This window comes from Bradyrhizobium sp. AUGA SZCCT0283, assembly GCF_018130385.1.
In the GTDB taxonomy this organism is placed as follows: domain Bacteria; phylum Pseudomonadota; class Alphaproteobacteria; order Rhizobiales; family Xanthobacteraceae; genus Bradyrhizobium.
Genome location: NZ_JAFCLU010000015.1, coordinates 17,147 through 39,414 on the forward strand (window position 1 = coordinate 17,147; position 22,268 = coordinate 39,414).

Here is a 22,268-nt window from a genome sequence, read left to right on the forward strand (position 1 = left end):
ACCCTCCGTTGCTTGGTTGGGGAAACCATGCCCTATCGCACTAATGCCGACCTTCCCGCATCGGTCCGCGACCACCTTCCGGCGCATGCGCAGGACATTTATCGTGCGGCGTTCAACCATGCCTTCGCAGCCCATGCTGGAGACATCAGGCAGGAAGAGATCGCCCACCGCACCGCCTGGGCAGCTGTCAAGCGATCCTACATCAAGGATGGCGATCGCTGGGTGCCGATAGAATGAGAATGGATGCTCCCCTTGCAGCCGTTCACGGGATCAATATCAGGCAATCGAGGCCGATTTCCTGGCCGGAAAGCGCTTGAGAGTAGCTATGACTTCCTCATCGCTAACCTGCCGGAAATCACGGTAAAAATAACCGATGGCTCCAAATAGTTCCGGCGTCTCCAGGCAGATCAAGTCATCGACTTCCCGGCGCAATTTCGCGACCGTGTCGGGTGGGGCGACGGGAACGGCGAGCACCAATTCCTTCGGCTTCCGGTTGCGGATCGCCTGCAAAGCTGCTCTTGTCGTCGCACCGGTTGCGATGCCGTCGTCAATGACGATGACTATCCGACCCGTGATCTCTGCCCGGGGACGCTTTCCTATATACAGTTTGCGCCGTCGTTCGATCTCCGCAAGCTCGCTTGCACACGCTGTCTCGAATTCATCGGCTGTTGTGCCTGAAAGCTCAATCACCTCTTCATTGCGGACAATGATCGGCGCGGCGCCATCCACCACCGCTCCCATCGCCAGTTCCGGCTGGGTCGGCACTCCGATCTTGCGAACAAGGATCAAGTCGAGGGGCGCGTCGAGCGCCGCTGCAACTTCCGCCGCGACCGGAACCCCGCCGCGCGGCAACGCGAGAACGATAGCGCTGCGTCCTTTATATTCTGCGAGTGCTTTGGCCAACCTGCGGCCAGCGTCCGATCTATCCTGAAACGTCATCATTGTCGTGAATCCCGATTGGCGTTTGCGGGTTGATTTCTCCCGGTGACAAGGTGCCGTTTGAACCATCCGGCGGCGAGTTCAATGACAGCTTCCAGTGCGCCGGGTTCCGGGAATAGATGGGTAGCGCCGGGCACTATTTCGATGCTCTTTTCACCTCCGAGACGTTCCAGGGCCCATTGGTTGAGTTCGATCACCCCGAAATCGGCCCCGCCCACGATCAACAGCGTTGGCGCTTTGACTTGCGGCACGATGTCGCCGGCAAGATCCGGGCGTCCACCACGCGAGACCACAGCGCCGATGCGGTCACCGTGCGAACTTGCCGCAACAAGTGCGGCGGCCGCGCCTGTGCTCGCTCCAAACAGTCCGAGCGGTAAACTGCCAACATCGGGTTGCTCGACGATCCAACTCACCGCATGAATCAGGCGGCGGCCAAGAAGCTTGATGTCGAAGACATTCCTCGGGTCGTTCTCCTCTTCGGGCATCAAGAGATCAAACAGCAGAGTTGCGATCCTTCGATCGTTGAGGGCTTCCGCGACCCGGATATTCCTTGGGCTTAATCGGCTAGAGCCACTGCCATGCGCGAAAATAACCAGTGCTCGGGCTCCACCCGGACGTCTCAACGTGCCGGCTAGGCCAAGCGGAGGGATCACCACTTCCCGTGAGACGATGGCGGAGCTGCCCTCGTCCCTACCGACACGGCCAAGCGCGAGATCATCCTGTTGTTTCATGACCGCTTACTCCACTGCCCGCAAATCATTACCCCTTGACCAACGCGGACCTTGATCAGCATCAAACATGACCGGAGGAACTCGGCCATTCTTCATCAATGGCGCCTCAATCTCTGCCGCAGGCTGACGGATCTGTTTGTGACCCAGGTGCACTTACTCTCGGCGAAAAGGTCCGGTTCCTCAGCCATTCAGCGACGCATTCATGCGCCCCCGAACGGGTGGTCGCGCGTGAAACCCATATGTCCTGGGTCTTCATGGCAGGCGAACGCGTTTACAAGCTGAAGAAACCTGTTCGCTTTGCCTATCTCGATTTTTCAACGCTGGATCGGCGCGCCGCTGCCTGTCGGGCAGAGTATCTGCTGAACCGGCGTCTTGCTCCGGATGTCTATCTGGGCGTGGTTCCACTTACGCTTTCGACGTCCGGCCTCGCGATCTCGGGCGACGGCCCTGTCGTCGATTGGCTTGTGGTCATGCGGCGGCTTGAAGAGAACGAGACGCTTGAAGCTGCTTTGCACGGAGGCTGGCTGCAGCCCTTGCAGATTGATCGGCTCTCGGCGACGCTCGGTGCGTTCTACGCGCACGCGCCTCGCGTCCCCCTTAGTCCCGAGCACTATGTTATCGGATGGCAAAGGGCCTTGGCTGACAATTGCCGCGTCCTGTTCAACCGTCGCCTCGGCCTTCCTCATGGTACTGTGGAGCGGATCGCACAGGTGCAGCGCCAATTTGCCGCCAGGCGCTCCGCCCTGTTGCTTGGGAGGATTCGCGCGCGGCGTTTTGTCGACGCACATGGGGACCTGCGCCCCGAACATATTTGGCTCCGCAAATCCGTCACGATCATCGACTGTCTGGAATTCGATCCAAAGCTGCGGGCGCTCGACCCTCTCGATGAAATCGCCTTCCTGCATCTGGAATGCGAACGCCTCGGCGGCCTCTGGGCGGCCGAGCGGATCAGGCGGCATCTGGCGCACGCCTTGGATGACGACCCCTCCAGCGGGCTTTTCCTGTTCTATCGGAGCCATCGTGCGATGCTGCGCGCGCGCTTGGCGATCGCTCATCTACTCGATGTAAATCCTCGCACGCCCGAGAAATGGCCCCGCCTGGCCCGCGTCTATCTCGTCCTCGCCGCAGCCGATGCGGCGCGTCTCGAACGAGTTCTCGGGAGCCGCTGGAAGCTCGGGCAAGCCACCAGAAAGAGCGGCAAGTACTGAACTCGCAGTACCCGCTCTCAACGCACTTCAAAAAACCAGGAGATCGGTAAGCGCCTTGTCTTCATGCAGCCGACGGATGGTCTCCGCCAGTAACGGCGCGGCCGGTACGATATCGAGCTTGTCGCGCACCGGACCAGCCGGCAGTCGAAATGCCGGAACGGAGTCGGTGGCAATGACGCGGTCGATGGCCGGATCAGCAAGTGCCGTCTCGGCCCCTGGCATGAATAATCCGTGTGCAACGCAGGCCAGAACGCGTCGGGCGCCACGGGCTCGCGCAGCCCGCGCCGCCCGCACCAGCGTGCCGCCTGTGCTAATCAGATCGTCGACGATAATGCAGGTGGCCCCGCCAACTTCGCCTACGAACAGGTCGCCCGAAACAACCCCGGCACTACGGTGCTTTTCGGCAAAAGCCTTGCCGATCCGACGGCCCATGACCTTTTCCAATGCTTCCCGCAGCAGGTCCGCTCGCTTGCCACCTCCCAAATCCGGCGAGATGACGCAAAGAGGTTCGTCACCGGTTGCCTTGATCTGACCGATCAGCAATGGCGCAGCTGTCAGCGCCACGGCACGGCAGCGAAATGCGTTCTCAAAGGCGGCCTCGTTGTGTACCTCGAGCGTAACCACGGCGTCGCAGCCAGACGCTTCGAAAAGTGCGGCGACGTAACGCGTCGTCACCGGATCGTTCGGCTTGGTACGGCGGTCTTTACGCGCATAACAGAGATACGGCGCAACAGCGGTGACACGCCGGGCGCCGGCGTCTTTCAGAGCACCGATAAAGAACAGCAACCGGCAAAGCTTGTCGTTAGCGCTTTGGTCGGGGCCGCCATGAAGGCTATGGATCACGTAGACGTCGGCGCCGCCGACGGGATCAAGTGGCCTCGCCTTGTGCTCGCCATCTTCGAAATCCCGCTCTTCATGGGCGCTGAGAGGGTGCGCAAGCAGTCTGCTGACGTCACGGCCGAGACTGTCGGTGCCCTTCAACGCAAAGAGCCGGAGACGGCTGCTCACGACTGGTCCGACAGCGGTAGGCAACCATATATGATTTTCTGTCACGGCGCGCCCTTCCTAAAATGATAAGCGCGATCAAATTATCGCCCGAAGGCCGCTTTTCGCGGGGGCAGTGCGTACTAGACCATCAAAACGGATGCAATTTTTGACTTGGGTCAACAAACCGGACTGCGCATGCTGCGACTCGGCGAGCGGGTACCCGGCGCAACCACCGTCGTGAATTTTGCCTCAATGTGACGTGGGCAGGCCGCAAATTTTGAATTCTTTTGTTTGATAGAGATCAAAGAGGCCGCCTGCATGGGGAATAGCTTCTAACGTCGGCAATCTCAAAGGAGTATTTGTCATGGCGGAACCTGCCATCAAGTTACCCATCAAGACCGAAACGACTTCGGCGCCGCAACTCACCAAAGCCTCGGACTGGCAACCCTTCGAAGCGTTGCGCAATCAGGTCGACCGGCTGTTTCATGACTTCCAGACCGGATTCCTGCGGGCCCCCTCGTACCGTTCGCTCCTGGATATCGAGCCGTTCTGGCGCCGTGACTTCGGCCTCGACGTCACACCGGCCATCGATATCGTCGAGAAAGACAAAGCTTTCGAAGTGACGGCCGAGCTGCCGGGTCTCGATGTCAAGAACATCGACCTTCAGCTGTCCGACAATGTGCTGACGATCAAGGGCGAAAAGCAGGAAGAAAAGGAAGAGAAGGCCAAGGACCGCTACGTATCCGAACGTCGCTATGGTTCCTTCCGCCGCTCGCTGCAGGTACCTGCCAGTGTCGACGCCGACAGGATCGAAGCCAGCTTCAAGAGCGGCATTCTGACCGTGACCCTGCCGAAATCGCCAGAAGCGCAGAAAAAGCAGAAAACGATCCCCGTAAGCGTGAAGTAACCGAACTGCTGGCTTCGCGGCTTCACGCTCTATCGGTGGGACCGCGTTGCCGGATTTGCACGCTCAATTTATAGGACGGCTCCTGGGAGAAGCGGCGAATGGCACATAAGCAGATTCTGTTTCATTCAGCCGCCCGCGAAAAAATTCTGCGGGGGGCAACGCTTCTTGCCGATGCGGTGCGCGTCACGCTGGGACCGAAGTCGAAATCAGTCCTGATTCAAAAGAGCTGGGGCGCGCCGATCGTCTGTAATGACGGGGTGACGATCGCCAAGGAGTTCGATCTCAAGGATCCCGAAGAAAACCTCGGTGCCCAGGTGCTTCGCCAGGCCGCAGAAAGAACCGGGGACGTTGTCGGCGACGGCACCAGCACCTCAACCATCCTCGCCCATGCAATCCTCGCCGACGGCGTGCGTAACGTCGTGGCCGGCGCCAGCGCGATTGATCTCAAGCGCGGGCTGGACCGGGCGGCGCGGGTTGCGATCGCGGCGCTGCATACCATGTCCCGCCCGGTAAAGACCAAAGCGGAGAAGGCGCAGGTCGCAACTATTTCGGCTCACAATGATGCTTCGATAGGCGCCCTGGTCGCCGACGCGATCGAAAAGGTCGGCGGCGACGGCGTGATTTCGGTCGAAGAATCCAAGACCACGGAGACCACGCTGGACGTCGTCGAGGGCATGAAATTCGACCGTGGCTTCATATCGCCCTACTTCGTCACCGACGCAGAGCGCATGGAATCCGTGCTGGAAGATCCATTTGTGCTGCTTTGTGACCACAAAATCGGGGCGTTGCGCGACCTGATCCCGGTGCTCGAGCAAGTCGCCAAGTCGGGCCGTTCATTACTGATCATTGCGGAGGATATCGAAGGGGAAGCACTTGCGACCCTCATCGTCAACCAGCTTCGGGGAGTCCTGAAGGGCTGCGCGGTCAAGGCCCCCGGCTTCGGAGATCGGCGCAAGGCAATGCTGGAAGACATTGCGATATTGACCGGCGCACAGGTGATCTCTGAAGAAGTCGGATTGAAGCTCGAGAGCGTCACGTTGCAGCAGCTCGGGCGTGCCGCCCGCGTGGTCGCGGACAAGGAGAATACGACGCTGATAGGCAGCGGCGGCGATCGCGCGCGTATCGACGGCCGGATACAGCAAATCCGGCGCGAAATTGAAAAGACGACCAGCGATTATGATCGTGAGAAACTGGAGGAGCGGCTGGCAAAGCTCGCTGGCGGTGTTGCGGTGATCCGCGTCGGAGCTCCAACCGAGGCAGAGATGAAGGCAAAGAAGGAGGCGCTGGATGACGCCATCAGTTCCACCAAGGCCGCGGTGGCCGAGGGAATTGTGCCGGGCGGTGGACTTGCGCTGCTGAGATGTATCGAAGCAGTCGTTCGTGAGGAAAACGTCTGCGAAGGTGACGAGAAGACCGGCATTCAGATACTGAAGCGAGCACTCGAGGCGCCGGCGCGGCAGATCGCGGAGAATTCCGCCGTAGACGGCGGCGTGGTCGTTGCGCGAATGCTTGCGAGCCAGGGCAATTTTGGGTTCGATGCCGCGCGCAAGGAATATGTCGATCTGGTCGAGGCCGGCATCGTCGATCCTGCGAAGGTGGTCCGTACCGCATTGGAAAACGCGGTCTCGGTTGCCAGCGTGCTGCTGCTCACCGAAGCAACGATGACGGAAATTCCGGAGACGAAGCGAGAACGGCCGGCCGAGCCGGAGATGGCAATGTGACCTGCGTAAGCACGCAGGTCCAGAGCGGTCGTCGTCATCAGGCAGCAGCGTTAAGAGCACTGCTCGTTCCGCAGCTCGGAATCTCTCAGTCTTCGAACAGCGGCGGGTCCGGCCTGTCACTGCGCTCGATTTGTTCGATCGACTCGTCGTGCTCTGCGGGGATCTCGCGTTCGACGTCGACCTGTTCCTTTTCGATCAGGCCCGTGGCTTCGTCGGTCTGTTCAGAGGGAGGGGTGCGCCTTTTCCGTGGAGGCGATGCTGATTCCGAGATATTCCGTCGATCTGAGTATAGCATGTGCCCTCGCAACTCGTTGCCTCAGTGGGACATCAGGCAACAGATCGGGCTCGAGGTCAGCAGATCGCGGGTCATCCCGCCAAAGACCCATTCGTTGAGCCGGCTATGACCGTAAGCGCCTGTGACCAGCAGATCGGCCCCTTCGTCTTCGGCCAGCCCGATGATCTGATCCGCACCAGAGCCGTGCGCCTGGATCTCGACCCGAGATTCGGCCTTTATCCTGTGCTGCGCCAGATAGCGGACGACGTCAGCGAGATGATGGCGCGCGATATCCATCTCATCCTTCCCACAAATTTCCATGACGGTGACGCGCTTCGCCTCGTGGAGAAACGGCAACGCGTCCTGGACAGCACGTCGCGCCTCCCGCGTATCTTTCCATCCAATCAAGACGTGGTCGGCGGCAAGGGATTTCACTGCCGCCGGCACTACCAGAAACGGACGTCCCGCTCCCAGAATAGCGGCTCCGGCATCGACGTTTCGGTAAATATCGCCTCCGGCTTTGCTTTTTTCGACCAGGATCAAATCGGCACAGCGCGCTTCGCTGATCAGAGTCTGGGTCGGAAACTCGATTGCCGATCGCCACTCGGTTTTCCGACCGGCACCGGCGGCAGCTCCGAATTTGCTTCCAGCCTCCGCAAGTGCGGCCTTCATCTTCGCGATATCGAATTCCGTCGCGTTGTCGACGATCACGACACCTTCGGCGACGAAGGGCGGGATAATCGCAAGGGCGGACAAGCCGATCAGCTTGGCTGAGAATTTATCAGCCAGACCCGCCGCGACGCCAATCAGTTGCTTGGAAACGTGGTCGGCGTTGACGTAGACCAGCAGCGTTGCATAGGACATGGCGGCTCCTCATTTCATAGTATGCCGCTATTACGACCACGCCTTGGCGCAGGTCCTTTTGACCCAAATCAAACCTTATGTCGCCTTGAATTGCGGTGGCGCGCCGAAAGGCGCACGCAACCACCCTTCAGATATCTCCCACAAGGTGATTTTCAATTTCTCCGACTGGAAGTTTCGTCAGGTCCTTGTTTATCTCGGCAACAAGGCATGCCTTCACATCGGAATGGAATGCGTTCCGCAGATCAGCAAGCGTTCTTGGTGGAGCCACCACGATGAGAGCCTTCGCCTTGGTTGTCCGAACCATATGTTCCATGGCCGCGGCGACCCTTTGCGCGAAGCGGTGCTCTTCGATGTCATGCCAATCGGTCGGTTCGACAGCGCTTCGGCGGCCTCCTGGTCCGGCCTCGCTCAGGTGCCCTGGCCGGTCGCTGCCCTGCTCATGAGTCGGCGGATTTTCCTCCTCAAAGACCTTCTCGATCCTGAGATTCGGAGATATCGCGTCGCCATCATTTCGCAGGAACAAGGCCTTCCGGCCATCGCCGACAAACACCAATGCATTGTGCGGAATTTTGAGGTTGTTCTTCATGTCGTCCTCCTGGCAGTTTTGCTACATCGCATCTGCCTACTCGCCTCCAGCCCACACGTCGAACGGATATGTGATACCCACACCATTGCAGCACAACCGAAACGAGGGCGGCGGCCGTGATGGCGACTGCGATCTTTTGTCTTCGCGATGGTTGATCAGGCGTGATGTCCTTCTCTCCGGTAGGCCGAGGTCTACACTTGGAGTGACCCGGTAGGCGCAGAGGCAAACGTCACAATCTTCTAATCGGCTTCAGACGCCTTAACTTGCTCTGGATCAATTTGCATTTTCTGACCATCGTCTATGCATGGGCGTCGTAGCGCGTTCCTTGAATTGTGGATCACGGAGGTTCTCCTGAGCCAATCTGTTCCACTCCGACTACCCAGTTTACGGTTGAAGCCAACATCGGTAACTTCCTGTCGGATCGATGTGACGGAGAAACGCAATGCCGCCGAAGGATCCCATCAACTGGATGCTTTCCGATGCCATCGATACGCTCGCCCGGGCGGAGCGCTTGCACCAGCAATTCCTGAATCTTCAGCCGTTGGCCGGAACCCGCGAGCCATGCTGGGAGCCTCCCATCGACGTGCTGGAGACGGAGCGGGAGATACTCATCTTCATCGCCCTGCCGGGGGTCGACCCCAACGAGGTCGAAGCGATACTCGACAAGGGAGTGCTCGTGGTGAGGGGTCGCCGCGCGTTGCCTGCGGAACTCCGGGACGCGCGCATCCTCCGCCTCGAACTGCCGCAAGGCCGGTTCGAGCGTCGCATTGCCCTACCGTCGGGACGCTACGCCATAAGCCGCTTCGCCGCGAACGGTTGCGTCGGCTTGCGGCTCGCCAAGTCCAGCTGAGGAGACGGCCATGTCACCGGACAATGAAGCACCCGCATCGGGTCCCGCTCCTGCCTCGTCGCCTGATCTATCGATTCAGATTCCGGGCGACGCTCTCATTATTGTGCCGGTGCGCAATACTGTCCTGTTTCCAGGCGTGGTCATCCCCATCACCATAGGGCGGCCGAAATCGATCGCTGCGGCGCAACAGGCAGTGCGCGAACAGCGGCAGATCGGCATTCTGCTCCAACGCGATGCCGAGTTGAGTGAACCCGGACCTGACGATTTGTACCGCGTCGGCACCATCGCCAATATCGTGCGCTACATCACCGGGCCCGATGACAGTCATCATGTCATCTGTCAGGGCGTGCAGCGCATGCGGGTGCTCGACTACCTTCCAGGCGCTCCGTTTCTGGCAGCGCGCGTTCTTCACATACCCGAGCCCTCGACCAGTTCGCCGGAGATAGAGGCCCGCTTTTTGAACTTGCAGCGGCAGGCGATTGAAGCTGCAGAACTGCTTCCGCAGGCTCCGCAGGAATTGATCTCCGTACTACAAGGCACCACTTCTCCCTCAAACCTGGCCGACCTTGCAACGTCCTACATGGACATCAAGCCGCAGGAGAAGCAGGAAATCCTGGAGACGATCGATCTCGCGCTCCGCATGGATAAAGTTTCGCGCCATCTGGCCGAGCGTATCGAGGTGCTTCGGCTCAGCCATGAGATCGGACAGCAGACAAAGGCGACTTTCGACGAGCGCCAGCGGGAAGCGATCCTTCGCGAGCAGATGGCGACTATTCAGCGCCAACTTGGGGAGGGCGACGGCAAGGCGCAGGAGGTGGCCGAGCTGAACGAGGCCATCGCCAAGGCCGGCATGCCGCCCGAAGCGGAAAGCCAGGCGCGAAAGGAAGTCCGCCGCTATGAGCGCATGCCGGAGGCGGCTGCCGAGGCTGGCATGGTCCGAAGCTATCTCGACTGGCTGATTGAGCTGCCCTGGAGCCTGCCGGAGGAGAAACCGATCGACATTGCCGAGGCAAGGCGAATCCTCGATGAGGATCATTATGGTCTTGAGAAGATCAAGAGCCGGATCATCGAATATCTGGCCGTCCGAAAGCTGGCGCCGCAGGGCAAGGCGCCTATTCTCTGTTTCGTCGGTCCGCCCGGTGTCGGCAAGACGTCGTTGGGACAATCCATTGCGCGCGCGATGGGGCGACCGTTCGTGCGGGTCAGCCTGGGTGGCGTCCATGACGAGGCGGAAATCCGCGGCCACCGGCGCACTTACATCGGCGCCCTGCCCGGCAATATCATACAAGCGATCAAGAAGGCGGGCTCGCGCAATTGCGTGATGATGCTCGACGAGATCGACAAGATGGGGCGCGGAATTCAGGGCGATCCCTCTGCCGCGATGCTTGAGGTGCTCGATCCCGAGCAGAACGCGACCTTCCGCGACAATTATCTCGGCGTCCCCTTCGATCTCTCGCGCGTCGTGTTCGTGGCCACCGCCAATATGCTCGATACCGTCCCCGGCCCGCTATTGGATCGGATGGAGATCATCAGTCTCGCCGGATATACCGAAGATGAGAAGCTGGAAATCGCCCGGCGCTATTTGGTCCGGCGCCAGCTCGAAGCCAATGGACTGAAGGCGGAACAGGCTGAGATAGATGCGGATGCCCTGCGGCTCATCATCAGGAGCTATACCCGCGAGGCAGGCGTGCGTAACCTGGAGCGAGAGATTGGCAAGGCGTTCCGCAACGTGGCCGTCCAGATCGCGGAAGGCAGCACAAAGCGGGTTTGTCTCGCCGCGAAAGATATCGCATCTCTTCTTGGCCAACCCCGGTTCGAAAACGAGATCGCCATGCGCACCAGTATCCCCGGCGTGGCGACGGGGCTCGCCTGGACGCCAGTCGGCGGCGATATCCTCTTTATCGAAGCCTCCCGCACGCCCGGAAAGGGAGCGCTGATCCTGACCGGTCAGCTCGGCGAGGTGATGCGCGAGAGCGCGCAGGCTGCCCTGACCCTGGTGAAGAGCCGCGCATCTCAACTCGGTATCGATCCCTCGGTGTTCGAGAAGAGCGACATCCACGTCCATGTCCCGGCCGGCGCCACGCCGAAAGACGGGCCGAGCGCGGGTGTCGCGATGTTTACCGCCCTCGCCTCGCTGCTTACGGATCGCACCGTGAGAAGCGACACTGCCATGACCGGCGAGATTTCGCTGCGGGGCCTGGTGCTGCCGGTCGGCGGCATCAAGGAAAAGGTCGTCGCCGCCGCTGCTGCGGGTTTGACCCGCGTCATGCTGCCGGCACGCAATCGGCGGGACTTTGACGAGATACCGCAGGGAGCCCGCGACAGACTGGACTTCGTCTGGCTGGAGCGGGTGGATGACGCGATCGCCGCGGTCCTGGAGGGAACATCCAGCACCGCTACCGCCGCCGCGGAATGAGACGCACCTCAAGCACGATCCGACGGTTGAACCAGGGCTATCGGAGCGACGGTGGAGCGTTTCCTCTCTGCCGCAAAGCTCATCGACATGTACGTCGTGAAGCAAAACCCGGAAAGAACGGCGAAGATCTCGATCGCGAAGTCACTCGATACAACGGAATTCCTCACGTACTTTCGCTAGGAAGGAAATTGTCTTGTCCAACCCAAAAGACTTTCACACTCCGCAATCGTCCTACACAAGACAAGATCTGCTCAAATCGAGCGAAGGCGGCTATTTCGGCCCGGGCAATGCCCAGTTGCCGGCCCCGCCCATGCTGATGATCGACCGTATCACCGAGATCAGCCTGGACGGCGGCGAATTCGGCAAGGGCCGTGTAGTTGCTGAGCTGGATATCGCGCCGAGCCTGTGGTTTTTCGACTGTCACTTTCTCGGCGATCCCGTGATGCCGGGATGTCTGGGTCTGGACGCCATGTGGCAAATCATCGGCTATTGGCTTGGCTGGTCGGGCTCACCGGGCAAGGGCCGCGCCGTTGGCGTCGGCGAGGTCAAGTTCCGGGGAGACATAAAACCAGACATCAAGGGCGTGCGCTACGAGGTCAATATGCGCCAGGTCAGGCGCGGCAAACTGGCTGTTGGAATTGCTGACGGCAGCGTGTTTGCCGACGGCGCATGCGTATATCTCGCCAAGGATATGAGGGTCGGAATGATAGCGTCCGCGATCTGAGATGCGGTAGCCTGCCCCGCGCAGTGCTGCGTCAACATGGGAACGCTGCGAACGAACAGCGCCGATCTTCATCGACCGTGACCCGACCCTCGCAAACGAGCGCCGTCGGAAGACAAGCGGCATACCGATCAGGAACAAATCCAGATGATCGCAACCGCAATCGGAACACCCAAACCAAGTGCGCCGAAGATCGCCGGGACGAACTCGGAAAGCAGACTCGTGTGGTGTCGTGCGCCAGATGACGACATGACGTTACTCCTTGGAGCCCCGCGAGCCTCTGCCCGCCCCCAAGATGAACGATCAATCGCGCCTTCGGACTAACGCCCGTGGCGACTCTATAGAGGAGCAATGCTGGGGCGTTATGGTTAACAAGTGGTTAATCGGCATAAAGAGAAGTTTGCAGACCGCGCCTTGAATACGCGCCGCTTGATTGTGAATCGCGCGCCGGCGGTGCACACGTTGTTTCGGCCAAAGTTCCGGAAGAGCGCCCCGCCGGCATCGTCGACCGCTCCCCCGTCTCGCCCGGCCGCCCGTCAAGGAATGGCGCCTACCTCCGGTGCCAGTCCTTTTCAGCGGCGCGCGCCGATCAGAACGAGCAGCCATACGCCGTGAGTGAGGCCTTCGTCGCATCCAAGGTCTGCTTGCAGGTTGCTTCCATGGTCGCCTTCGCCGACGGATTCTTGGCCAGGTCGACCCACGCCTTGCGCGTCTGGTCGATCTGCGTCTTGTACATCGCGCGCTGTGCCTCGGGGACCTTGGAGACGACGCAGGCATCGTATTTGGTCAGGAAGTCGTCACAGGCGGCGATACCCGTGCTCTGCGCGTGAGCCGTGGTGACGCCCGCGAGCAAGGCGATGCCCGCCGCGAGTGACAGCACCTGTCGGCGGTTCGCGCTCGAACCTGCCGCGGCCTTCGATGTTGCTTGACGCATGACTCTCATTCCTCTGTAACAACTGAATAATTCGGATCGCCGGCAAGCGCCCGGCGTCGCCCGTATCTCCCCGATCGAGTCGCAAAGCGTCGCGCGCCGACAACCGGTCGGCGTTGCGGACGTTGAGCAGTTCGAGCGTTGAGCAGTTCGAGGCGAGACCGGGCACCATCGTGCCGGCAACGAATAAGTGTTCCGTCAATTTGGCGAGATTATGGGTGACGGCGTGGTGACATTGCGACGGCCGCCGCTGGATCGGCGACAGGCTGTTGCTGATCCTGATCTCGTCCAGCGATAACTGATGCACACAGCTCGGGCTGGACTGCCCCGATCCGGGATCGTCCAGCGCCGCCGCTTTACGCGGCTGAGGTATCGATCGAACGGCGTATCACCCGCCGCACCTCCGCATTGGACAGGAACAAATCGTGGTTGATGACGCCCCAGCCTGCGTCGGACGCGTCGATGACGCGCACTCCGAGCCGCTCGATGGCGGCCTTCTCGGCGGCGCCGACCCGTGTCATCCCGCCGGCTATTCGCGCCGACAGCGCCAGCGCGCGGTCGTTCGTCGCGGCGACGACGGTGATCTTGCGGCCGAGCGGACCGATGCGGACAACCGCCGACGAGAACACGTCCATGTCGATATCAGGCGAGGCGAACACCACTGCCCCGATCTTGTCCGCAGTGCTGTCACCGGATCGCGCGTAGAGTTGGCGCAGGCTTTCGAGCGTCAGCATGGTGCCCATGCTGTGCGCAACGATGTGAACCCGGCCGGCGCCGGGAGTAGTGACGACGGATTGGAGCACGCGTTCGAAGTCATCGCGGGACCACATCGCGCTCTCGCGATCGTAGGCGTAATCGAACAGCCCCGCCTTGGACGGCCAGGAGAAGACCATCGTCTGGCCGCGGAATTTGATGCCATCGGCGAGATGCGCGGCATCGAGCACCGCCGTCTCGAATGTCTGTTTGAAACCGTGGACGTAGATCAGGACGTCGCCTCCGCCGCCACCCTGCGCGAGAAGATCGCTGACCTCTCCCGACACCGGCTCGACCGCATCGAGACGCCAGTCGCCAATACCGGCTGCAGCGAGCGAGAAGCGGCTCTCGTCGGGCGGCACCAGCTTCGCCCGGGCGACGGTCATCCTTGTCGCGCGCTCCGGCCCGAACCAGGGTTTCGTTCGCCCGCCGTTCACCGGCTTGCGCGTGGTTGTGACGAGCAATGTCGGTTCTGCGGTAAGCGACGAAGCATCGTAACGCGCGCCCGTCGCGCCCAGACTGGCGCAACCGCCGAGCGCAAGCACGCTGGCGGAAGACACAATCCCGCGCAGCAACGCGCGGCGGGACGCAAGAGTCTCATTTTGCAGTAGATGTTGGACGATCACACCGGACCTTTGGGAATACGGCCTTCGCAGAGCGCGCGCCCGCAGGTCTCCTGAACTAGCATGGCGAGAAGAGGGCAGACGATGACAATCGATTGTTCCAGTTCCGTCGCGATTCCGTGATCCCGGGCTGGCGCTACGAAACCATTTTTGCCTGCCGCGAAGCGCTCCGGAAACAAACAGCGGCTACGGTGGCGCCAATCGGAACAAACGGGGTGAGATCATGTTGATATCAGTGCTCAACCTCTTCTACCACGAGTTTCTCAAGCGTGCCCTTTCCGGCATGATAATACAGGGAGGAAAGCTATGACCGAGGTCGTGACGGCATTCCTCGTCTTCGTCAGCATCGGCGTGTTCCTGGCTCACGCATTTGACGCGTATCGCCTGCGTTAGATCGGCGCCACAACACAGACACGATTACGCCGCGAGATCAGTCGGCGTCTTGATGCCCACTTGGCGGCCCTCTCCAATCGGGCCGCATCCTTGCCGGCGATGAATACGTCGCGATCCGGGAATTTTCCAAACACGTCCGCAGGCTGACCGAAATTCGTGGCGAGCACATCCTTGGGATTTGCCGCGATTCATTGCGACAGGTCGATGGTCTCGCAAATGCCGGCATTGTACCCGATCAGGATGCGCGCAGTTCCACCTTGCCCTCGACGACGTACTGCCACTCGTCGGCGTTCGGATGCCAGTGCAGTTCGCGCATCGCGCCGGGCTCAAGCCGCATCGAGACGCCGGCGATCCCCTTGGAGATCGGCAGTTGTGCGACGGTTGCCTCCTTGCCGTAACTGTTGCCGATGACCTTGCCGTCCGATTTCTCCAGCGCGAATTTGAAGGTCGGCAGATCCTTGCCCGCGAGCGTTGGGTTTGTTCATGAAACTCGGATCGCCACCGGCGGCCGGCTGGGCTCCGCCCAGCGCTGCCAGCGAGGCAATGCCTGCGGCGGCCAGAAACTCCCGGCGTTGCGGATCGGACATGATGCTCTGGCGGATGGGGTGTGCCGGCTATGAGCCGCCGCGTCCCGAGGCAACCGGGACGCCAAGCAAGGTCCGGCCACCCCCCGGGCCGTCGCGGGCTCAATTGAATGGCCATTAAATCAACAGGTTAGACAGACACTCGGGGATGGTGCTAGAGAACGCAGGCGCGCAGCGGGATTTCGATTCCGAGGATCGGGAGTTCTGGTCTCTCCGGGCGCGCTCGTTCGGCTCACGGCTATTCGGACATTTCGACATGAGAAAGATCATCCTGACGCTGGCGATCCTGTATCCGGCGGCGACGCTGGCTCAGGGGGCAGCCCCTGCCAATCCTCCGACCATCGGCGGCAAACCGCTGGTTGTGGTCGGGTCGAAGAAGCCGGCGGCGGGCAAGAAGGAAAAAGAAAAACCGTTGTCGGTCGCTCAGAAGTTGCATGCCTGCCAGGACATCGACGATGCGACCAAGGAACGCCTGAATTGCTACGACGCCATTTATGCGCCGCAGCCCAAGCCAAAGGCGCCGGCGGCGAAGGGCGTCAATGACTGCCGCTTCCTCAAGGAGGAAGACGAACGGCTGACCTGCTACAACGGTTTTGCGGATAAGGTTCCGAAGCTGCCGCGCTAACTAGATCAGGCGGCGCACCTTACCAGGTGCTGTTCCAGTTCGGGCCGCCGAAAAATCCGAAATGCGACTGCTGCGCGACCCGCATTTGCGGCTGGGCGATCTGCATCGGCGGCGCCGGGCGGCTCTTGGCGATCTTGCGCTTGCGCTGAACCTGAGGCTCGGGCTTCTTCGCCTCGGCCGGGACGTACTGGGCAAAGGTCTCCCGCACACGGGCCTGGGCGGCGGCATCGACCGAGGCCACGGCAGGCGCGGATGGCGCAACGACCGGGGCCGTCACTTGGGCCGTCATGGCCGCCGGCGGAACAATGGTCGGAAGGCTGGTGTCGTAAACCACCCGCTCCGGCAGCTTCTGGTCGGAGCGAATGCGCACCACCGTCTTGTTGACCGAAGGAGCGGCCTGGCTGGCCACGATGGTCTGTTGCGGGACGAGCGCATCGATCGCCAACAACAGCGCGAGCAGCACTCCGCCGACAAAAAGGAAATAACGCGCTACGGGCATCGGTCTCGCTCCCCCCGCGCGAGCATCGCACGGTTCAATCACCCAACGGGCGATATAGCAATTAGTTCCTGGTCAACCGGCAAGGTTCAAAGACGCAGGTCACATTTTCGGGGGCGGAACGCGAGTTCGGCCGCACAAGGTTAAATTCGGCTGGCCGTCACTACTGAACATTTCGCCTTATTTGCGTTGACGTTGACGAACCCGACCAGCATGCCGGCGTAGCGCTTCCGGCTCTTCATGTTCACGGTATCGGGAATGATACGCCTGCGGTCGGTCAGATGGCTGCCGTCCCGGCGGGCAAAGGTGCAGGCGATTTCGATATCCCTCACCGCGTAGTCATTGGCGTTGCGGAGCGTGAAGGTGACCACCGCTTTCGAGCCGAGCCCGCCCCTTCGCCACGACTGCGAGACAATTTTCAGGCCGTCGAGCGGCGACTGGGCGGGCGCTACCGTTTCCGGCGGCGCGATGTCGAGAGGCGCGGCAGCGGCCGATGCCGGATTGGCGTCGGGGGAAACAGCTGATGGCGCCGGGCTCGACAGGGTCGCCTGGACCCCGGCCGTGTCGTCGTTGCGGGATGCATCTTGCGTGACGCGGGTAGCTTCAGGCGACGTCGCGGTGGAATGGCTCTCGGCGTCGCTTGCTTGCGGGAGCATCAACCATATGGCGCAGCCGGCGATGGCGATGGCCGGAAGCACGGCGCGCCGTGCTTTGGACTTTCCGAACGACCACCCGGCGATTCTCATAGCCGCGCCCTCACCCGGCAGCGCCGGCGTTTGCCGTGCCGCGCATGAAAAAAGCCCTACGAGCGTTTCCCGTACGGCTTCTGTCACGACCGCCGCTCTACGGATCTCGCCGCTCCTCAACAATCACCCAGAGCAGAAATGGTTTCATGCCACCTCGACAATATTGCGGCGGCGGCGCGACCGGGATGGAATTGCGGATGCGCGGCGGCTACATTGGCCGCGCCGCAACCGGCCTTGAGCGCCGCAACAACAATAATGGGGAGACCAAAATGCCGACCGTCAATTGGGCAGTTACTTGGGATCACGTCCATCTGCGCAGCCCCGATCCCGAAGCAACCGCGGCCTGGCTGGAAGACATTCTGGGCGGCGAGATCGTCCGTGGCCCGGGGCGGATCGACGTCAAGCTCGGCGGCGCCAATGTGTTCATTGCGCCGGTCACCGCCGGCGACGGCGTCAACAGCCCGCCCGTGACGCCCTATCAGGGTCTCGACCATTTCGGCCTGACCGTGAAAGACATCGATGCGGTCGCCGCCGAGATCAAGGCCAAGGGCGTCGAGTTCACGAAGGAGCCGACCACCATCCGGCCCGGCGTTCGCATCTGCTTCATCCGCGGGCCGCAGGGCATTTCGATCGAGCTTCTGGAGCGCGACAAGAAATACGCCTGACTCCACTTTCGCGGAGTATGGCGATCGATCTGGTGCGGTGCTCGCGCGCTAGGTCATGCTGCCCGGCATGAAGCAGCGGATGCTCAATCCTTGATAACCACGGATCGGCCAGACCATGGTTCGGCCGACGCGATTCGGTTCGGTGATCACGGCGTCGTCGGGCACGTCATGCCACTCGCCGTCGATGCGAACGCGGTAATGCCCGTTGCCGGACTCCCAATCAACATCGCTCAGCGCATATCCGTCCGCGTCGGAACAGCACGGTCCCTTCCCGCTTCTGAGACTGTCGAACCACTGCTTCATCGGCGAGTTGGCATAGCGGCCGTCGGGATCGCGGGCCACGCCGGGAGCGGAGGCCAGCGGCAACATCAACAGCAGCCCGCCAACGATCAGCGGCTTTTTCCAGCGGCGCGCGCGATGACGGCCGGTGGTTTCATGGTTGCTGTTTTCAGCGTGTGGGCGCGGCGCGTGGCCGCCGGAATTCATCCAGTTGGTCACCTGTTTCTCTTGCTCCAGCACCCGCCGGCCGGTGCCAAACCAAGCCATGCATTTCACGGGCCAACTTGGTTCGGTCCACCGTCCGTTATCCTCGTGTCACCCCGGGGTGGTACGATTCGCATTTGCTTCCTGTGCGGGAATAGGCAGGCAACCTGACGCGTTGACGGTGCGTGCCACGCTTTGGCATAAATCCTTGACCGGCTTCCGTGGGCGCGGCGGCCGGCATCTGGGACGTCATGAAGAACGGGCTCTATTCGATCCACGTCACCCTGCTGGATGGGCGCATCGGCAAGGGCAGCGGCGTCATTCTGTTCCGGGATGGCCAGATTCTCGGCGGCGACGCCTATCTGTTTTATACCGGCAGCTACACCGTGAAGGGCGATACCTTCAAAGGCGAGGTCCTGGTGCAGCGCCACACCACCCCGCGCGACAATGACAATCCGCTGTTCGGCGGACCCAATCCGGTCGGCATCGGCGTATCCGGAACCTTCACCGACACCCGCGGCAGCATGAATGGAACCGCGCTCGTCGGCAAAGCCAGCCAAATCTTCGGCGCCACGCTGCACAAACTGGCGGACGTGAACTAGCCGACGGCGCGGAAGCAAGCCGCCACGCAGAATCACTTCGCCTCGTCATCAGGCGGTTCTGCGCGGGGCAGCCGTTGCGACGTCACCGGTGTTGGGCGTGCCGGTTGGCTCGATCAGCAAGAGATGGACTTCGTCTCTCGCGACGGGGCGATGTTCGACGCCTTTCGGCACCACGTACATCTGTCCCGGCCCGAGCGTGACCGTTCGATCGCGAAGCTGAATGTCCAGCTTGCCCTTCAGGACCAGAAAGAAATCGTCCGTGTCATCATGATGGTGCCAGACAAATTCGCCTTTCACCTTCACCACCATGACATCGCAACCGTTGAATTGCGTCACGGTGCGGGGCGACCAGTGCTCGGAGAACGTCGACAGTTTCTCCGTCAGATCGATACCGTCGGTCATCGATGGCTCCACTATTCCGCCGCCTGTTCCAGCGGCGCGATGCGCGGCAGGATCATCTGGATTCGCGTGCCGCCGCCCGGCTGCGAATCGAGATCAAGCCGGCCGCCGAGCCGTGTCGTCACGATGCTGTAGACGATGTGCAGCCCGAGCCCGGTGCCGCCCTGGTCGCGACGCGTGGTGAAGAACGGATCGAAGGCGCGGCGGCGGACGTCGAGGCTCATGCCGATGCCGTTATCCGAAAAGATGATCTCGACATTGTCCTTGCCGGACTCCCGCACCTGGATATCGACCGTGCCGGGCTTGCCGTCCGGGAACGCATGCGCCACCGAATTGAGGAACAGGTTGGTGAGCACCTGTCCGTAGGGACCGGGGTAGCTGTTCATCATCAGATTGGGCTGGCACTCGACATTGAGAGTCAGATTGTGTTTGCGCAGGCCGGGCCGCAGGCTCATCACCACCTGCTCGGTGAGATCGCCGAGGTCGAAAGATCGCTGGTCGGAATAGTTGCGGTCGGCGGCGACCTGCTTGAACGACTGGATCAGCTCGGCGGCGCGGTTGAGGTTGGCCACCAGCTGCGACGACGCATCGCGGCTGGTCTCGAGGAAATCATTCAGGCTGGAGCGCCGCAGTTCGCCGCGGGCGACCTCGGCTGCAAAGTTCGACGTCTTGCGCTCCAGCGCCGACGCAACCGTCAGGCTGATGCCGACGGGGTTGTTAACCTCGTGGGCCACGCCCGCCACCAGCCGTCCCAGGGCGGCGAGCTTTTCAGCTTCGATCAGCGAATTCTGCGTCTCCCGCAGATTGCGCAACGCGCCCTCCGCCGCGTCCTTGGCCTTGCGCATCTCGGATTCGACGCGCTTGCGCTCGCCGATGTCGAGCGCAACGGTCACGATGTTCTCGATCTCGCCGGCCGTATCCAGAATCGGCAGCTTGTTGACCAGCCATTGCCGCATATGGCCGGACGCATCCTTGTATTCCTCCTCGTAGAAGCCGAGTTCCTTGCCGACCGCCAGCACCCGCTTGTCGGGTTCGTCGGTCTTTTCGGCGCCGTAGCGCGACATCAGCTCGGCGGTGGTGCGGCCAATCGCATCCCCCGGCTCGACCCCGAAAATGCCGGCCATATAGCGGTTCATCAAGACGTAGCGGAGCTCCTTGTCCTTGACGTTGATGACCGCGGGCACGGTGTCGATCACCATTTGCAGCAAGCGGCGGCCTTCGGCGATCGCATCTTCGGCGCGCTTCTGGTCGGTAATGTCGCGCACCGTTCCCTCGTAGCGGACGATGACGCCGGCCTCGTTGTGCACGGCGCTCGCGCTGTCGGAGAGCCACAGCACCGAGCCGCTGCGCGTGCGAACCTGGTACTCATACTCACGGATCATGCCGTCGCGCTGCATCAGCCGCTCGTATTCCGCCCGCGCCTCGGGATGGACATAGACCGTATCCGCGATGTCGCCGATGCCGTTGATCAGGTCCTGCGGCGTGGCATAGCCCATCATCCGCGCCAGCGCCGGGTTGGCGTTGAGCAGCGCGCCGCCGGGCGTCGTGACGTAAATTCCGTCGACCGAGGACTCGAACAGCTTGCGGTAACTTTCCTCGGCAAGCCGCTGTTCGGCGAGCGCGCGCACCGCCGCCTCGCGCGCCGTGTCGGCGTCGACCAGCGTTTGGCGAAACACCTCGGCCGCGCGGGCAATGTCGCCGATCTCGTTATCCACGTCGGTCGCCGGGATCGAGGCGCTCTTTTCACCACGGGCCACCGCGCGAATCGAGTTTGCGATCGCGGCAAGCGGACGCACGGTGCGGCGAACCACCAGCAGCGAAGCAAAGAGCCCGATCAGGACACCGGCGGTGCCAAGCACGATGCTCTGCCACTTGGCTTCGGTCAGCGTACGGGCGAAATCGCGGGAGAGAACGCGCCCCCGCCGCTCGCTGACGTCACGCAACAATTCCGTCACGCGCTGGATCAGGCGGCCCTCCGCGCCCAGCACTTCCCTGTCTATGTCGGAGATCTGCCGTTCGCGGATCGATATGTTGACGATCGCCAGCGCATAATCGTCGACGACGGCGCGCAGATTCGGATCCGCGATCGTCATCGAGCGCATGCTTTCCGCGGCTTGTTCTGCAGCCGAGGGGTTATGCGCCAGCAGTGCCGAGGCGATGCGGCTCTGGGTCTGCAACAGGGCCATCGCCATCTGGGGATCGGACGCTTCGGCGATCGCAGTATCGAATTTTTCGCGCAAAGGCGGCAACGTGACGATCATTTCGGCGCGGCGGTTGATCAGCGCGGAAATGCGCTCGATTCCGCTGCGGTAGGTCGACAGGCGCTCGGATACGCCGTCGATCATATCCTGCTGCTCGGGAGCGAGTTCCAGCCGCGTCTTCTTCAGGACCTCGCTGAGCGTAGTCGCGGCTTCGCCGACCTGGAGCGACTGGCTGCCAGGGTCCGTGACGAAATCCCGCGCTGCGAGCCGCAATTCGTTCATCCGGCGGTCGATGTCCTCGGCCAGATCGCCGACGCTCTGCAGCCGTTGCAGCTCGGCAAAGGTCGAATCGATGTGGCGGATGGCGATGACGCTGGCGGTCGAGGTGATGATGATCACCGCCAGCACCAGCATGAAACTGCCGAATGTCAGTTGGCCGATCGAAAGCGAGAACGATCGCGGCGGCGGCGAATTCGGCGGCGTTTCAGCGGTCATGTTGGTCGGGGCCGGGCTCCTGTCGGGCGCAATATACGATGTATTTCGGGCCATGGGGAACATGCCGG

General features: G+C 61.6%; 23 protein-coding genes. 10 read left to right on the plus strand and 13 right to left on the minus strand.

The window, feature by feature from the left end:
• Positions 1-27 precede the first annotated feature (27 nt).
• A complete protein-coding gene (locus tag JQ624_RS20715; RefSeq protein WP_212420770.1) occupies positions 28-237 on the plus strand; it encodes a ChaB family protein in 210 nt (69 codons plus the stop codon).
• A gap of 39 nt (positions 238-276) precedes the next feature.
• Here the strand turns inward: JQ624_RS20715 and JQ624_RS20720 are convergent, their stop codons facing one another.
• Together JQ624_RS20720 and JQ624_RS20725 are read right to left on the minus strand one after the other, a co-directional pair.
• Positions 277-939, minus strand: a complete 663-nt coding sequence (locus JQ624_RS20720; RefSeq protein ID WP_212420900.1) for a phosphoribosyltransferase — start codon at positions 937-939, stop codon at positions 277-279.
• The gene (locus JQ624_RS20725; RefSeq protein WP_212420771.1) at positions 939-1,670 is read right to left on the minus strand and encodes a dienelactone hydrolase family protein; all 732 of its coding nucleotides are present in this window, start codon (positions 1,668-1,670) and stop codon (positions 939-941) included. The genes JQ624_RS20720 and JQ624_RS20725 overlap by 1 nt, the downstream gene beginning before the upstream one ends.
• Before the next feature lie 239 nt (positions 1,671-1,909).
• On the opposite strand from JQ624_RS20725, the gene JQ624_RS20730 reads away from it, so the two are divergent.
• Complete coding sequence (locus tag JQ624_RS20730; protein ID WP_212420772.1) at positions 1,910-2,878, plus strand: hypothetical protein; 969 nt, start codon at positions 1,910-1,912, stop codon at positions 2,876-2,878.
• A gap of 27 nt (positions 2,879-2,905) precedes the next feature.
• Here the strand turns inward: JQ624_RS20730 and JQ624_RS20735 are convergent, their stop codons facing one another.
• Positions 2,906-3,886 carry a ribose-phosphate diphosphokinase gene (locus tag JQ624_RS20735; protein WP_312014457.1) on the minus strand — a complete coding sequence of 327 codons (981 nt, stop codon included), beginning with the start codon at positions 3,884-3,886 and terminating at the stop codon, positions 2,906-2,908.
• 343 nt (positions 3,887-4,229) lie between these two features.
• Between JQ624_RS20735 and JQ624_RS20740 the strand changes: the two genes are divergently transcribed.
• Both JQ624_RS20740 and groL read left to right on the plus strand, forming a co-directional pair.
• Positions 4,230-4,772 carry an Hsp20/alpha crystallin family protein gene (locus tag JQ624_RS20740; protein ID WP_212420773.1) on the plus strand — a complete coding sequence of 181 codons (543 nt, stop codon included), beginning with the start codon at positions 4,230-4,232 and terminating at the stop codon, positions 4,770-4,772.
• A 98-nt stretch (positions 4,773-4,870) separates the two neighbouring features.
• Positions 4,871-6,493, plus strand: a complete 1,623-nt coding sequence (gene groL / locus JQ624_RS20745; RefSeq protein WP_212420774.1) for a chaperonin GroEL — start codon at positions 4,871-4,873, stop codon at positions 6,491-6,493.
• 316 nt (positions 6,494-6,809) lie between these two features.
• On the opposite strand, the gene JQ624_RS20750 is transcribed toward groL, so the two are convergent.
• Both JQ624_RS20750 and JQ624_RS20755 read right to left on the minus strand, forming a co-directional pair.
• Complete coding sequence (locus JQ624_RS20750) at positions 6,810-7,478, minus strand: universal stress protein (RefSeq protein WP_312014458.1); 669 nt, start codon at positions 7,476-7,478, stop codon at positions 6,810-6,812.
• Positions 7,479-7,758: 280 nt separating this feature from the next.
• Positions 7,759-8,217: a host attachment protein gene (locus JQ624_RS20755; RefSeq protein WP_212420776.1), complete on the minus strand. Its 459-nt coding sequence runs from the start codon at positions 8,215-8,217 to the stop codon at positions 7,759-7,761.
• 442 nt (positions 8,218-8,659) lie between these two features.
• Here JQ624_RS20755 and JQ624_RS20760 point away from each other — a divergent pair, with 442 nt between their 5' ends.
• The 3 genes from JQ624_RS20760 (at position 8,660) to fabA (ending at position 12,207) form a co-directional block, all read left to right on the plus strand.
• Positions 8,660-9,067 (plus strand): Hsp20/alpha crystallin family protein, encoded by a 408-nt coding sequence (locus JQ624_RS20760; protein ID WP_212420777.1) that lies wholly within the window; start codon positions 8,660-8,662, stop codon positions 9,065-9,067.
• Between the two features lie 10 nt (positions 9,068-9,077).
• Positions 9,078-11,483: an endopeptidase La gene (gene lon, locus JQ624_RS20765; RefSeq protein ID WP_212420778.1), complete on the plus strand. Its 2,406-nt coding sequence runs from the start codon at positions 9,078-9,080 to the stop codon at positions 11,481-11,483.
• A 193-nt stretch (positions 11,484-11,676) separates the two neighbouring features.
• A complete protein-coding gene (gene fabA / locus JQ624_RS20770) occupies positions 11,677-12,207 on the plus strand; it encodes a bifunctional 3-hydroxydecanoyl-ACP dehydratase/trans-2-decenoyl-ACP isomerase (protein ID WP_212420779.1) in 531 nt (176 codons plus the stop codon).
• Between the two features lie 586 nt (positions 12,208-12,793).
• Here fabA and JQ624_RS20775 read toward each other — a convergent pair.
• The 3 genes from JQ624_RS20775 to JQ624_RS39340 form a co-directional block, all read right to left on the minus strand.
• The gene (locus JQ624_RS20775; protein ID WP_212420780.1) at positions 12,794-13,138 is read right to left on the minus strand and encodes a hypothetical protein; all 345 of its coding nucleotides are present in this window, start codon (positions 13,136-13,138) and stop codon (positions 12,794-12,796) included.
• Between the two features lie 353 nt (positions 13,139-13,491).
• A complete protein-coding gene (locus tag JQ624_RS20780; RefSeq protein WP_212420781.1) occupies positions 13,492-14,514 on the minus strand; it encodes an alpha/beta hydrolase in 1,023 nt (340 codons plus the stop codon).
• A gap of 625 nt (positions 14,515-15,139) precedes the next feature.
• Positions 15,140-15,358, minus strand: coding sequence for a cupin domain-containing protein (locus JQ624_RS39340; RefSeq protein WP_212420902.1), 219 nt, complete (start codon positions 15,356-15,358; stop codon positions 15,140-15,142).
• A 386-nt stretch (positions 15,359-15,744) separates the two neighbouring features.
• On the opposite strand from JQ624_RS39340, the gene JQ624_RS20790 reads away from it, so the two are divergent.
• Complete coding sequence (locus JQ624_RS20790; protein WP_212420782.1) at positions 15,745-16,113, plus strand: hypothetical protein; 369 nt, start codon at positions 15,745-15,747, stop codon at positions 16,111-16,113.
• A 19-nt stretch (positions 16,114-16,132) separates the two neighbouring features.
• Here JQ624_RS20790 and JQ624_RS20795 read toward each other — a convergent pair whose 3' ends face one another.
• Together JQ624_RS20795 and JQ624_RS38645 are read right to left on the minus strand one after the other, a co-directional pair.
• Positions 16,133-16,612: a hypothetical protein gene (locus JQ624_RS20795; protein WP_212420783.1), complete on the minus strand. Its 480-nt coding sequence runs from the start codon at positions 16,610-16,612 to the stop codon at positions 16,133-16,135.
• Positions 16,613-16,752: 140 nt separating this feature from the next.
• Entirely contained in the window at positions 16,753-17,355 is a 603-nt protein-coding gene (locus JQ624_RS38645; protein WP_249129961.1) for a hypothetical protein, read from the minus strand.
• Between the two features lie 269 nt (positions 17,356-17,624).
• On the opposite strand from JQ624_RS38645, the gene JQ624_RS20805 reads away from it, so the two are divergent.
• Entirely contained in the window at positions 17,625-18,020 is a 396-nt protein-coding gene (locus JQ624_RS20805) for a VOC family protein (RefSeq protein ID WP_212420903.1), read from the plus strand.
• A 48-nt stretch (positions 18,021-18,068) separates the two neighbouring features.
• On the opposite strand, the gene JQ624_RS20810 is transcribed toward JQ624_RS20805, so the two are convergent.
• On the minus strand, positions 18,069-18,518 hold the full coding sequence (locus tag JQ624_RS20810) for a hypothetical protein (RefSeq protein ID WP_212420904.1): 450 nt from the start codon (positions 18,516-18,518) through the stop codon (positions 18,069-18,071).
• Positions 18,519-18,754: 236 nt separating this feature from the next.
• Between JQ624_RS20810 and JQ624_RS20815 the strand changes: the two genes are divergently transcribed.
• Complete coding sequence (locus JQ624_RS20815) at positions 18,755-19,105, plus strand: GrlR family regulatory protein (RefSeq protein WP_212420905.1); 351 nt, start codon at positions 18,755-18,757, stop codon at positions 19,103-19,105.
• Between the two features lie 48 nt (positions 19,106-19,153).
• Here JQ624_RS20815 and JQ624_RS20820 read toward each other — a convergent pair whose 3' ends face one another.
• Together JQ624_RS20820 and JQ624_RS20825 are read right to left on the minus strand one after the other, a co-directional pair.
• Positions 19,154-19,507 (minus strand): cupin domain-containing protein, encoded by a 354-nt coding sequence (locus JQ624_RS20820; protein ID WP_212420784.1) that lies wholly within the window; start codon positions 19,505-19,507, stop codon positions 19,154-19,156.
• A gap of 11 nt (positions 19,508-19,518) precedes the next feature.
• Positions 19,519-22,200: a PAS domain S-box protein gene (locus JQ624_RS20825; RefSeq protein WP_212420906.1), complete on the minus strand. Its 2,682-nt coding sequence runs from the start codon at positions 22,198-22,200 to the stop codon at positions 19,519-19,521.
• Positions 22,201-22,268: the final 68 nt, after the last annotated feature.

What these genes read in the sequence shown, in the direction of transcription:
- JQ624_RS20715 (WP_212420770.1), top strand. Translation starts at nt 28, where the DNA reads ATGCCCTATCGCACTAATGCCGACCTTCCCGCATCGGTCCGCGACCAC.
- JQ624_RS20720 (WP_212420900.1), bottom strand. Translation starts at nt 939, where the DNA reads ATGACGTTTCAGGATAGATCGGACGCTGGCCGCAGGTTGGCCAAAGCA.
- JQ624_RS20725 (WP_212420771.1), bottom strand. Translation starts at nt 1,670, where the DNA reads ATGAAACAACAGGATGATCTCGCGCTTGGCCGTGTCGGTAGGGACGAG.
- JQ624_RS20730 (WP_212420772.1), top strand. Translation starts at nt 1,910, where the DNA reads ATGTCCTGGGTCTTCATGGCAGGCGAACGCGTTTACAAGCTGAAGAAA.
- JQ624_RS20740 (WP_212420773.1), top strand. Translation starts at nt 4,230, where the DNA reads ATGGCGGAACCTGCCATCAAGTTACCCATCAAGACCGAAACGACTTCG.
- groL (WP_212420774.1), top strand. Translation starts at nt 4,871, where the DNA reads ATGGCACATAAGCAGATTCTGTTTCATTCAGCCGCCCGCGAAAAAATT.
- JQ624_RS20755 (WP_212420776.1), bottom strand. Translation starts at nt 8,217, where the DNA reads ATGAAGAACAACCTCAAAATTCCGCACAATGCATTGGTGTTTGTCGGC.
- JQ624_RS20760 (WP_212420777.1), top strand. Translation starts at nt 8,660, where the DNA reads ATGCCGCCGAAGGATCCCATCAACTGGATGCTTTCCGATGCCATCGAT.
- lon (WP_212420778.1), top strand. Translation starts at nt 9,078, where the DNA reads ATGTCACCGGACAATGAAGCACCCGCATCGGGTCCCGCTCCTGCCTCG.
- JQ624_RS20775 (WP_212420780.1), bottom strand. Translation starts at nt 13,138, where the DNA reads ATGCGTCAAGCAACATCGAAGGCCGCGGCAGGTTCGAGCGCGAACCGC.
- JQ624_RS20790 (WP_212420782.1), top strand. Translation starts at nt 15,745, where the DNA reads ATGAGAAAGATCATCCTGACGCTGGCGATCCTGTATCCGGCGGCGACG.
- JQ624_RS20795 (WP_212420783.1), bottom strand. Translation starts at nt 16,612, where the DNA reads ATGCCCGTAGCGCGTTATTTCCTTTTTGTCGGCGGAGTGCTGCTCGCG.
- JQ624_RS38645 (WP_249129961.1), bottom strand. Translation starts at nt 17,355, where the DNA reads ATGAGAATCGCCGGGTGGTCGTTCGGAAAGTCCAAAGCACGGCGCGCC.
- JQ624_RS20805 (WP_212420903.1), top strand. Translation starts at nt 17,625, where the DNA reads ATGCCGACCGTCAATTGGGCAGTTACTTGGGATCACGTCCATCTGCGC.
- JQ624_RS20815 (WP_212420905.1), top strand. Translation starts at nt 18,755, where the DNA reads ATGAAGAACGGGCTCTATTCGATCCACGTCACCCTGCTGGATGGGCGC.
- JQ624_RS20820 (WP_212420784.1), bottom strand. Translation starts at nt 19,507, where the DNA reads ATGACCGACGGTATCGATCTGACGGAGAAACTGTCGACGTTCTCCGAG.
- JQ624_RS20825 (WP_212420906.1), bottom strand. Translation starts at nt 22,200, where the DNA reads ATGACCGCTGAAACGCCGCCGAATTCGCCGCCGCCGCGATCGTTCTCG.